Below are 11,534 nucleotides of genomic sequence, written 5' to 3'. Positions count from 1 at the left end.
AACGCCATCAGCCACCGCGGGCAGGCCTCCCGCGCCCTGCTGCCCGCGATAGTCGACCCCCTCGCCGGCTAGACCCCGTTAAAACGGCCGTTCCCCGCATGCGCGTTGCTGTCCAGCAACGCGCATGCGGGGAACGGCCGTTCGTGTGCCTGAGGACCCTAGGGCGTCTTGCGTTCCTCTTCGGGCTCGTGCTCCTCGATGAACTCCTCCACCACGTCGGTGCCGTACTTGGCGGCCTGCCGCTTGGCGACCATTCCGCGGAAGACCTCGATGCCGATCGGAATCACCGAGAGCAGGACGATCACGATGAAGATGATGTCCAGGTTCTCGCGCACCCACGGAATCCTGTCACCCAGCAGGTAGCCCAGGAGCGTCACGCCCCCGCCCCACAGAAGTGCGCCGATGACGTTGAAGAGGAAGAACTTCCGCTTGTCCATCTGCGCCACGCCGACGATCACCGGCACGAACGTCCGGATGATGGGGACGAAGCGGGCCAGAATCAGTGCCTTGCCGCCGTGCTTCTCGAAGAATTTGTGGGCGCTTTCAACGTTTTCGTGCTTGAACAGCCGGGAATCCGGCTTGTTGAAGATCGCCGGGCCCGCCTTGGAGCCGATGAGGTATCCGGTCTGGTTTCCGATGATCGCCGCCACGATGATGAGCGCGGCGAAGAGCCAGATATTGAACTTGATCGTGTCCGTGGCCACGAGCAGGCCGGCAGTGAACAGCATGGAGTCGCCGGGAAGGAAGAACCCGATGAGCAGGCCGGTTTCGGCGAAGATGATTCCGCAGACCAGCAGCACCACCCACGGAGCCAGCGCGGGGTCGGCGAGGAAGACCTGGGGATTAAGCCAGTCGGGCAGGAACGAGGCCAGCTGCGGCTGGACCGGTCCGGCTCCTCCCAACATGGGCACGGCAAAGTCGCTGATGGCATTAAAGTTCACCTTCCAAGGGTACTTGACAGTGCCGCTGCTGCCGCGGCGCTAAAGTTGAGCCCGTGGGTTTGGACTTTACGGCGATCGACTTCGAGACCGCCAACGGCTTTCGCGGTTCTCCGTGCGCCGTTGGCCTTAGCAAGGTCCGCGGCGGTGTGATCGTCGAGGAAGCGTCCTGGCTCATGCGCCCGCCGGAAAACCACGACGCCTTCGACTACCACAACGTGCGGATCCACGGCATCCGGCCCGAGAAGGTCGCGGGCCTGCCGCGCTTCGGAGAGCTGTTCCCGGAAATCGGTGCATTCATTGGCGGCGACATCCTCGCTGCGCATAACGCCGCCTTCGACCTGGGCGTCATCCGTTCCGGGCTCGAAGTCTCCGGGCTTCCTGGTCCGGCGTACGAGTACGTCTGCACCGTGATGCTGTCCCGGCGCTGCTACTCGCTGGTGTCCAATTCGCTGCCCTTCGCTGCCGAAGAGGCCGGCGTGCCCCTGGTCAACCACCACGATGCCGCCGAGGATGCGAGGGCATGCGCCGGCATCCTGATCGACATCGCCGCCCGCAACCAGGCAAACAGCGTTGCGGAGCTCTACCTGTCACTCGGCCTGTCGATACCCCGGCAGCAGGCCTTTCACCCGGCGCGCGATGCCCTGTCCAAGGCGACCGTCGCGGCTCTCGCCGGCGCCGGCGGTGCCGGACCTGCCCGGCCCTTCCGAAGCGGATGGCCGGAGGAGGGTGACAATCCCGTGCCGAATCCGGACGCCGAACCCGGCCACCCGCTTTATGGCCAGACGGTGGTGTTCACCGGCCAGCTGGCCATGCCCCGGCCGGAGGCAAAAATGCGCTCGGCCGAGATGGGGGCCAAGCCGGAAAGCCGGGTCACCGCCCGGACCAGCGTCCTGGTGGTGGGCGACGGATTCGACGCCGGTGACCTTCGGTCCGGACGGCTCACCGGCAAGGCCAAGCGCGTGCTTGAGCTGCACGAACGGGGGCAGTCCATCGAGGTCTTGTCCGAAGGCGAATTCCTGCAGATGGTCGGCGGGACGCCGGCACTAAGCTGACAGGCGCCGGGCCGCCCGCTGCCGGGATTCATCTGGCGCAACAAAGCTTCCCAGCGGCGGCCCTGCGCTCCTAGCCTTGCTGCATGAGCAGACCAAGCGAGACCAGTGCGTCCCCGGCCACCGCAACGGGCGGGGTGGACTGGCGGGCGGTGTTTGCCTTCCCCAACCCGGTCAACGAGTATGCCGCCCGAATAACGGCGGGACTCGTGGTGCTGCTCGCCGCCGGCACGCTCCTCACCGGCTTCGGCTGGGGACTTGCCCTGATTGCTGCCGGCTTTTGGCTCCGCGTGCTTTTCGGCCCAAGGATCTCCCCGCTGGCGCTGCTCTCGGTCAAGGTGCTCGCTCCACGCCTCGGGCGCGCCAAGCTGGTTCCCGGACCGCCCAAGCGGTTCGCGCAGGGGATCGGGGCGGCGGTGTCCACTGCGGCGGCCGTGCTGTTCTTCGCGGGCCTGGCGCCCGCGGCCTGGGGGCTGCTGGCCGTCCTCATCGCCGCTGCTTCCCTGGAGGCCTTTGCAGGCTTCTGCCTCGGCTGCTCGATATTCGGCTTCCTGCAGCGCCGGGGCATGATCCCGGAGGACGTCTGCGAGGCCTGCAACAACATTCCCCTCAGGCAGTTGTAACGGACACCAGCTGGTCCGCCATGCCACGGATCACGTCCGGCGCCTCCAGTACCTCCAGCCAGTCGGCCGGCAGGCACGCCTCGCCGTAATAGGCGCCCAGGATATTCCCGGCGATCGACGCCGTCGAATCACTGTCTCCGCTGTGGTTGACGGCCACGGCGATGGCCGCCTTGAAATGCTCCTCCGGAGTGGGCGCTGCGCCGCTGCCACCTGTCGCTGTGGCCAGAACTGCGTAAAGCCCGACGGCGAGTGCCTCCTCCGCTACCCAGCCCTCCCCGAGCTCGCGGACCAGGTCCTCGGGCGTGAGCAGTCCGCGGCTCCCGGCTCCAGGGGCTGCCGCATCGCCCGCAAGTCGGATCGCCGCGCTGAGGCGCTCGCCGAGTTCCGGCGCTGCTTCCGCATCGGACCGGACGTGGTCGGTGGCAACCTGCGCGGCGTCCAGCAGGCCCTGCCCCTGGACCAGCGAGTGGATCAGCAGGCTGAAGACCCCGGCGCTTTGGCGGGCAGAGGGGTGCCCGTGCGTCAGGGAGGCGGCATCCGAGCTCAGTTTGTAGACGGATTCGGCCGGGATGTGCGGGACCAGCCCGAACGGCGCCGAGCGCATGACCGTCCCGCAGCCCTTCGAATCGGGGTTGACCGGCCGGTACACCGTGCCCATCTCACCGGTCGCCAGCCCGCTGAGGCAGGCTCCGCCGGGGGCCCGACGGTGCCTGAGCGCGGGCTGCCGGTCAATCCAGCGCGGCTGCGGCCGGGGAGCCGGATCGGGGGCAGACACGCCCTGGGTCTCGAGCCAGCGCAGGTAGGCGAGCCAGACGCAGGCGTTCGCATCGGCACCTACGCCTGAGTTCGCCCACTCCAGCGCCTCGACGATCCCGTCCACTGTGTACAGCGTCATCTGCGTGTCATCCGAAAAGTGACTGCCGCCGTCGAGCGCTGCGAAGTCCTGCAGCCCTTCCGGGCCGAAGCGGCTCCGGATGGCGTCGATGGAATCGAACTCGACGGCGTAGCCGAGGGAGTCTCCAAGGGCGCCGCCCAAAAGGCAGCCATGGATGCGGGACTTCGGGGACGGCGCAGCCTCGGTGCCGGGAATATTGCTCATGCAGGTAAATTTACCCGTCGGGGACGCCACAGTTCCGCCCGCGGATGGACGCCTGCGTTGTGTGGCCTTGCTCACCCCGGAACGGCCCCGGTCACGGGGCGCTAAGCTCGGACTCAGCAACCGTCCAGACTCTATTGGCAGACTGCAGAGGCTGACCCGGCAGATGCCGGTGTTCCGGGCCGACGAAAAGCGAAGGATTCTCCCACCATGACCACGCCTGTGTCCCTATCCACGACCGACGCCGAGCCGCACCCGGAAGGTGCCGGCTTCCGGCCCGGGCTGCTTTCCCGGCTGGCGGCCGAAGCGTTCGGGGCCTTGTTCCTGGTCGTGGCCGGGCTGGGCGTGCCGCTGTTTACCCTCCCGCAGTCGAACCCGCTGCCCGCCGCCCTCGCTGCCGGCTTGGCGGTGACGGCCGCGATGCTGGCCTTCGCCTATGTTTCCGGGGGACATTTCAACCCGGCCATCACGCTCGGCAACCTTGTCGCAGGGCGGATCAGGGCCGGCCACGCCGCCGCTTACGTCGGCGCCCAGCTGGTCGGTGCCGCCGCCGGCGCGCTGGCACTGTTCGGCGTGCTCCGGACCATTCCCAACATCCCGGACACCCGGGCCGCCTTTGATACCGTCACCGCCGGCTTCGGCGAGCACTCCGTCATCCAGGCCTCCATGGCAGGTGTCCTCCTCGCCGAGGTCCTCGGCGCCGCGCTCCTTGTGGCCGTCTTCCTCGGCACCACGGCACGCCGCAACATTCACACAGCGGCCGCACCGTTCGGCGTCGGCCTGGCGACGGCGGTGCTTCTGCAGTTCGGCCAGGCCATCGGCAACGCTCCGTTCAACCCCGCACGCGCCACCGCGTCCGCCCTGTTCAGCAACAGCTGGTCGCTGGGGCAGCTGTGGCTGTTCTGGGTTGCCCCGCTGGTGGGCGCGGCCATTGCCGGCCTGGTTTTCCGGGGGTTCTCGGACGCCACCGGCGGCACACCTGCAACGGGCACCGCTGCCGGTGCCCCGGGATCTGACGAGGACCTGGCCCAGGATTTCGACGACGTTGCCGACAGTGACGACGCTGCGGACAGCGGCGACGCTGCTGATAGCGACAAGGGCGTGGCACGCCGTGCCAAGGCGGCCGGCGGCACGGCCGGCAGCGAGAAGCCAGCCACCGACAAGCCCGTCAGCGGGCCGGCCCCCGCCGGCGATGACGTCCGCGACTTTTTCGACGGCCCTGGCCACAAGTAGGGAACAACAGAAAGAAGCCGCTTCGGACGCGCCCACGCGCGGTCGGCAAAACTGTCAGTCCCTACGGATAGCTTAAAAACATGCGGTTACTGCACACTTCCGACTGGCACCTTGGCCGGTCCTTCCACGGCGTGGGAATGCTCGATGCCCAGCGCGGGTTCGTCGATCAGCTGGTCGCGCGCGTCGAGGAATTGTCCGTAGACATAGTCCTCATCGCCGGCGATGTCTACGACCGCGCGTTGCCCGGGGTGGATGTCGTCGGCCTGCTCGACGACGCCCTGGTCCGTCTGACCGGCGCCGGAGCCCGGGTGGTGCTGACCAGCGGGAACCATGACTCCGCCATTCGGCTCGGCTTCGCCTCGAGGCTCATGGAGCGCGGTGGCGTGCATCTCCGCACCCGGCTCGCGGAACTGGACACTCCTCTGATGATTCCGCTGGGGGACCAGCCGGAGGATGACCGGGGCCCGGCGCTGGCGATCTACGGCATACCGTGGCTGGAACCGCGCCTCGTGTCGGACCAACTGGGCGTGGAGACCGCCAGTCATTTCGAGGTCACCCGCGCCGCCACGGACCGTATCCGGGCGGACCTCGCCAGCCGCAGCACATCGCGGACCGTCCACTCTGTGGTGCTCGCGCACACCTTCGCCAGTGGGGGAATCAGCTCTGACAGCGAGCGTGACCTCAGCATCGGGGGAGTCGGGGCTGTTCCGCTGGACCTCTTCGCCGGCTTCAGCTACACCGCCCTCGGTCACCTGCACGGACGGCAGACGCTGTCGCCTGAGGTGCGCTACTCGGGATCGCCGCTGGCCTACTCCTTCTCTGAGGCGCAGCACCAAAAGGGCAGCTGGCTCATCGACGTGGACGAATCGGGCGTCACGGCGGTGGAGCCGGTGCACTGGGAGGCGCCAAGGAAACTTGCCGTCCTCCGCGGAACCATCACGGAACTCCTCGAGTCAACCCAGCATGCCTGGGCTGAGGATGCCTACTGCCAGGTGACCCTCACCGATGCCCAGCGTCCGGCCCAGGCCATGGAGCGGCTGCGGGCACGGTTCCCGGACACCCTCGTACTCGGCTTTGATCCGGAGGGCGCGCCGCCGTCGGCCAAGGTCAGCTACAGCAGCCGGCTCGCCGAGGCCGAAGACGACCTCTCGGTCTGCTGCGGCTTTCTGGAGCACGTCCGCGGCCGGGAGCCCGACGACGCCGAGCGGAGCGTGCTGGCCGAAGCGCTGGAAACTGTCCGTCTGCAAGGAGTGTCACTGTGAGGATCCATCGGCTGGAAATCTGTGCCTTCGGCCCCTTCGCCGGCACGGAAAAAATCGATTTTGACATGCTCAGCGCCCATGGGCTGTTTCTCCTCAACGGTGCCACCGGTGCCGGGAAGACCAGCGTGCTGGACGCCATCTGCTACGCCCTGTACGGCTCCGTGCCCGGTGCGCGGCAGGACGGCAAGAGACTCCGCAGCGACCACGCCGAGGCGGCGACGGAACCCAGCGTCACCTGCGAGTTCTCAGCCCGGGGCCGGCGCTTCGAGGTCACACGTTTCCCGGCGTGGGACAAGCCCAGTGCCCGCGGCCGGAACGGCTTCACCGCGCAGAAGGCCAAGACGCTCCTGCGGGAGCGGGTCGGCGGGGAATGGATCGAGAAGTCCGGCCGGAATGACGAAGCAGGCGGCGAAATTGCTGCGATTCTTGGCATGGACAGGGAACAGTTCACGCGGGTGGTCATGCTTCCGCAGGGAGACTTTGCGGCGTTCTTGCGCTCTAAGGCCTCAGACCGGATGGATCTGCTGCAGAAGCTCTTCGGAACGGAACGGTTCGAAGCCGTGGAGCGTGAACTGGGCCTGAAGGCCGCCGACGCTGCCAAAGAGGTTGGCGGACACAACGGCAGGCTCGCCCTCCTGGTGGCCAGGGCGCGCGCCGAGGCCGACGCCCTCGGGCTGGAGCTGACCGGTGCGCCTGATGCCGGCAACGACGTGGAACTCTTGGGGTGGCTGGAGGGCGCTGCATCGCTCCGGGCAGCGGAGCTGGCCGGCGAGGCGGAATCCGCGGAGGCCCTTCGCCGCGAGCACGCTGTCCTGCTTGAGGCGGAACTTGCCCGTGAAAGCCGCCGGGTGAAACTCGCCGCAGCAATGCGGCGAAAATCAGCAGCCAGTGCCGCCGCACCCGTCCTGGAACTTGATGCCGCCCGCCTTGCCCTGCACCGGAAAGCTGAGACCCTCGGCGGACAGCTCAAAGCCGTGACCGCGGCCCAGTCAGCCGTGGAGCGGTCAGCCAGCGCCATGGAACGCGCCGCAGCGGACCTTCACGCGGCGGCCCGCACCGACGTTGAACTGGCGCACACAGACCCCGCAGATATCGACACCGCCGCCGAGCTTGGCCGGTTGCGCGCCCTGCTGGCCGTGCTGAACGAGCGCGCGGCAGACGAAGACCGCCTGACAGCCCTGGCGGCGAGGAGCGCCGACCTCACCGCCGGGCGCCAGGAACTGCTGCGTACCAGCACCGGCCACGCCGATTCGCTCATCGCCCTGCGCGCCGACATGGAGCGGCTCCAGGCCGGTATGCAGCCGCTGACCCAGCTGGCGGGCGAGGCGGTGCTGCGCACCAAGGAAGCGATGGCTGCCGATGAGCTCGTTGACGTGGTCCGGCGCCACGGAGCCGCAGCTCGAAAATGCGCGGCCGCCACAGACCGGCACCTCAAAGGCCGGGACGCCCATCTGGAGTCCCGGCAGCGGTGGCTGGACATACGTGAGCAACGTCTGGCCAACGCGGCGGCGGAACTGGCGGCCCGGCTGGAAACCGGGGAGCCGTGCCCCGTCTGCGGTGGAACCGAACATCCGGCGCCCGTCCCCGCAGCCGCATCGGTCCTGGGCCTCGCCGAGGAAGAGGAACGGGCAAGGGAGACCTGCGATGCCGCAGAGCTGGCACTCGCCGCCCTGTCCGAGGAGCTTGCTGCAGCCCGGCAGGAACTTGCTGTACTGGCGGGGCAGGGCGGAGACACTGATCCCGCCGAGGCCGCCGACGCCGCCAAGGTTGCCAGGGCAGCTGCAGCCGAAGCTGAGGCCGCTGAGGTGCAACTGGCCGAGGCCCGGGCACGGTACGAGGACCTCCAGGACCGCGTCACCGCCACAGAGCAGGCACGGACAGACTGCCTGTCGCGCATCGCCCAGCTGGAATCCTCGCTAAGCGAGCTGGGCCAACAGTCAACAGCCCTGGAATCTGCGCTGGCCGCGTTGCGGGCCGGGTATCCCAGCCTCCGCCGCCGCTCCGCCGGCATCGGCGAAACGATCGCCGTCCTGGAACGGGCTGCAACCGCCCGCGCAGCCCTGGAAGCGGCATCTGCCCGACTGGACGAAGCGCAGGCCCAGCTCGAGCTGGCCCTGCCGGAAGCCGGCTTCGGCACCGTCGCCGCAGCCCACGAGGCGCTGCTGGACCCTGCGGATGCTGCACGCCTGGAAGCGGCAGTCCTCGCGGGAAGGAACGAACAGGCACGGCTTGAAGAGCTGTTTGCGAGTGAGGAGCTTGTTCTCGCCGAAGAGGAGCACGCCGCGGGGGTCACAGCCGAGGCGGGTGAAGTGGACCGACTCAAGGCCGAAGCAGAACGGGCAGCCGGATATTCCAAGGACTTGGCGCTCGCTGCCGGTCTGGCAGCCCAGAAGTGTTCAGCCCTGAAGGGTCTGCGAGAGGACTACGAGGAGCTGGCCGAGTCAGGAAGGAGTCAGCGGGACAAGGCAGAGCGCCTGTCGGCCCTGGCGGACTCCGTCCGGGGCGGCGGCGACAACAGCTACCGCATGAGCCTGAACAGCTATGTTCTGGCGGCCCGGCTTGAACAGGTGGCCGTCGCTGCCTCGGAGCGGCTGGTCGCCATGAGCGATGGGCGGTACACGCTCCAGCACACGGATGCGAAAGCCGCGCGGGGCGCAAAATCCGGGCTGGGACTGGAAGTGGTGGATGCATGGACCGGACAGCGGCGCGACACGTCCACCCTCTCGGGCGGAGAGTCCTTCATGGCTTCGCTGTCGCTCGCGCTGGGTCTGGCGGACGTGGTGCAGCAGGAGGCGGGCGGCGTGGACATTGAGACGCTGTTCGTTGATGAAGGCTTCGGCAGCCTCGATGAGCAGGCCCTTGAACAGGTCATGGACGCCCTCGAAGGCCTGCGCGACGGCGGCCGCGTCGTGGGGCTTGTCAGCCATGTGGCGGAAATGAAACAGCGGATCGGCACGCAGCTGCAGGTCGTGAAGGGACGCAATGGTTCCACCCTCCACATTTCCGATGCCGTCACGGCAGCCTGACACGCCCTGACGGGACCTCCGGTTTGGTCAGCCCTGAGCTGGTCACCCCGTCCAGTAGAATCGGATAGTTACCGGGTTGCGCGCATCGGGAGGAGGGACGGTGCGCATGACTGAACGAGCCCGGAAACATGACTACTTCCACGGCGCCCAAGCGCCCCTCCCAGCACACCCAGGCTGACGCCGCACCTGCTGACCCCGTACCTGCCGGCCCTGCCCGTTCCGGCGGCAGATTCGCCCGGCTGGCGCAGCTGGCCGGTAAGGGCTTCATTCCGCTCGGCCTGTTCGCGCGTCTCCCGCTTGCCATGCTGACCGTCGGAACGCTGACCCTGGTCACGTCCGTGAGCGGCTCGTATGCCGTCGGCGGAGCAGCGGCCGGGGCGGTGGGGATCGGCTCGGCCGTTGGTGCGCCGGTTCTGGGCGCCCTCGCGGACCGCCGGGGCCAGCGGGCAGTGCTGCTGGTTGCAGCCGTCCTGAATGCACTGGCCGTCCTCGCGCTGATTGCCCTGGCCCACGGGATTCCCGGCACGGACAGTTCCGGTGGCGGCAGCTCCGCTGCCGGCAGTTTCGGTTCTGACGGCGGGGGTACCGGACTATTCGCCGTAGCAGGGCCGGTCCTCGCGGCCGCTTTGCTTGCCGGTTTCAGTTGTCCACAGGTGGGTCCCCTGGCGCGGGTGAGGTGGATGGCCCTCACGGCAGGCGGAAGCCGCACAGGCAGCGGCGCCGATTTGGACACGGCCCTGGCGTATGAAGGCACGGCAGATGAACTGACATTTGTCCTTGGACCTGCCCTCGTGGGGATGCTCGCAAGCTTGGTGGCGCCTTGGCTGCCGCTGGCCCTTGCGGCGGCGCTGACCATCACGCTCGTGCCGGCCTTCGCAATGCACCGTACGCATCTGGCTGTTCCCCGCAGCTCAGCCAAGCCCCGCAAATCCTCCAAGGCCGTGAAACGCGATGCCGCTGCGGCAGGAACGGCCCGCCGCGGCCGGTGGACAAACATCGCCGCCGTCGCGGTTCCGGTGCTGGCGATGACCTGCATGGGCACCTTCTTCGGCTCCACCCAAGCGGCCCTGAGTTCCTTCTCCGACGCCTTCGCGACGGCCGAGGCCGCAGGCCTCCTCTACTCGGTGATGGGGCTGAGCTCGGCGGCGGCGGCGATCACTGTCGCGTACTGGCCGGCCGGGTTCACCCTCTCGGCCCGCTGGCTGGTCTGTGGAGCAGCCATGGCCGGACTGTCCGCGCTGCTGCTTCTGCCCGACTCGGCGTGGGGCATGGTCCTGGTGCTGCTGGTCCTCGGCCTCCCGGTCGGGCCGGTCATGGTGACGGTCTTTGCGATCGGCGGAATCGCGGCGCCTGCCGAACGGCTCGGAACGGTGATGACGGCGCTGGCCAGCGGCATAGTGGCCGGCACGGCCTTGGGTTCATGGACCGCCGGCCAGCTGGCACAGGACCGGGGCTACACCGCGGCTTTCATGGTTCCGGTGGTGGCTGCGGTTCTGCTGTTCGTGCTTGGCGTGGTGGCCGCCGTCGTCGTCCGCCGGAGCGGCAGGCTCAGGCGAGCTGCGCTTCAATCCGAGCGGCGCTCGCGGTGAGTGCCGCGGCGACGTCGGCGGTGTCCTGGGACGAGCGGATATAGACGACGGCGACCGCCGCCGGCCGTCCGCCCGGCACCCGAACAGGGGCGGCCAGTGAGGAAACACCGGCAATGACCTCATCGTGGCTCGCGGCGTATCCCCGTCTGCGCGCCTCCGCGGCTTCTGCTCGGTACGGCACGCCGGGGGCCAGCCGGTTCCAGTCGTCTTCCGGCAGCGCCGACTGGATGGCGATGCCGGGGGCTCCGCTGCTGATGGGGTGGCGGGAACCGGGGTGCTGGACCACCGTGGCGGCCGAATGCCGGGGCTCCACCGTGACGAGCGTGACGCAGTCCTGGTGGTCCCAGACAGCAATAAACGCTGTCATGTTGAGGGAATTGGCAAGCTGGGTGAGTTCAGGGAGGGCTGCCGTCTGGAGGTTGCGGGAGACCCCCCTCGCCAGGACAGCAAGTCCGGGACCCGGCTGCACCCTGCCGGCGTCGTCACGCACCAGCAGCGAGTGGTCCTCGAGCGTCCGCAGGATCCGGTACGCGACCGACCGGTGGACGCCCATGGCATCCGCGAGTTCGGCGATCGTCAGCGGATTCTCGGCTTCGGCCATGATTTCCAAGGCCCGGATACCCCTGGATAGCGTCTGCGAGGGGGAGGCCTGGGCTTGCGCAGCCGGTGCGCCGGCACTGGCGATTGGATTCATGCTGTCCATCCTAGGCGGGGA

General features: G+C 68.4%; 9 protein-coding genes. 6 read left to right on the top strand and 3 right to left on the bottom strand.

Going from position 1 to position 11,534, the window contains the following annotated elements:
• Positions 1 to 158: 158 nt before the first annotated feature.
• Positions 159 to 926 (bottom strand): DedA family protein, encoded by a 768-nt coding sequence (locus AC3A3W_RS08820; RefSeq protein ID WP_487442009.1) that lies wholly within the window; start codon positions 924 to 926, stop codon positions 159 to 161.
• Between the two features lie 68 nt (positions 927 to 994).
• On the opposite strand from AC3A3W_RS08820, the gene AC3A3W_RS08815 reads away from it, so the two are divergent.
• Together AC3A3W_RS08815 and AC3A3W_RS08810 are read left to right on the top strand one after the other, a co-directional pair.
• Complete coding sequence (locus AC3A3W_RS08815; protein WP_487442003.1) at positions 995 to 1,993, top strand: 3'-5' exonuclease; 999 nt, start codon at positions 995 to 997, stop codon at positions 1,991 to 1,993.
• Between the two features lie 83 nt (positions 1,994 to 2,076).
• Positions 2,077 to 2,613, top strand: coding sequence for a DUF4395 domain-containing protein (locus AC3A3W_RS08810; protein WP_487442001.1), 537 nt, complete (start codon positions 2,077 to 2,079; stop codon positions 2,611 to 2,613).
• On the opposite strand, the gene AC3A3W_RS08805 is transcribed toward AC3A3W_RS08810, so the two are convergent.
• Positions 2,600 to 3,712: an ADP-ribosylglycohydrolase family protein gene (locus AC3A3W_RS08805; RefSeq protein WP_487441999.1), complete on the bottom strand. Its 1,113-nt coding sequence runs from the start codon at positions 3,710 to 3,712 to the stop codon at positions 2,600 to 2,602. The two genes, AC3A3W_RS08810 and AC3A3W_RS08805, sit on opposite strands and share 14 nt — an antisense overlap.
• 207 nt (positions 3,713 to 3,919) lie before the next feature.
• On the opposite strand from AC3A3W_RS08805, the gene AC3A3W_RS08800 reads away from it, so the two are divergent.
• The 4 genes from AC3A3W_RS08800 to AC3A3W_RS08785 all read left to right on the top strand — a co-directional run bounded on the left by AC3A3W_RS08800 (position 3,920) and on the right by AC3A3W_RS08785 (position 10,819).
• Entirely contained in the window at positions 3,920 to 4,942 is a 1,023-nt protein-coding gene (locus AC3A3W_RS08800; RefSeq protein WP_487441997.1) for an MIP/aquaporin family protein, read from the top strand.
• 80 nt (positions 4,943 to 5,022) lie between these two features.
• A complete protein-coding gene (locus AC3A3W_RS08795) occupies positions 5,023 to 6,204 on the top strand; it encodes an exonuclease SbcCD subunit D (protein ID WP_487441995.1) in 1,182 nt (393 codons plus the stop codon).
• Positions 6,201 to 9,230, top strand: a complete 3,030-nt coding sequence (locus tag AC3A3W_RS08790) for an AAA family ATPase (RefSeq protein ID WP_487441993.1) — start codon at positions 6,201 to 6,203, stop codon at positions 9,228 to 9,230. The genes AC3A3W_RS08795 and AC3A3W_RS08790 overlap by 4 nt, the downstream gene beginning before the upstream one ends.
• Before the next feature lie 128 nt (positions 9,231 to 9,358).
• Positions 9,359 to 10,819: an MFS transporter gene (locus tag AC3A3W_RS08785; protein WP_487441991.1), complete on the top strand. Its 1,461-nt coding sequence runs from the start codon at positions 9,359 to 9,361 to the stop codon at positions 10,817 to 10,819.
• On the opposite strand, the gene AC3A3W_RS08780 is transcribed toward AC3A3W_RS08785, so the two are convergent.
• Complete coding sequence (locus tag AC3A3W_RS08780; protein WP_487441989.1) at positions 10,779 to 11,513, bottom strand: IclR family transcriptional regulator; 735 nt, start codon at positions 11,511 to 11,513, stop codon at positions 10,779 to 10,781. The genes AC3A3W_RS08785 and AC3A3W_RS08780 overlap by 41 nt on opposite strands.
• Between the last annotated feature and the right edge of the window lie 21 nt (positions 11,514 to 11,534).

This window comes from Arthrobacter sp. Soil_N43 (genome assembly GCF_057655195.1).
Note: the sequence above shows the minus strand (reverse complement) of the source record. Positions and strands in the feature narration are given on the sequence as shown.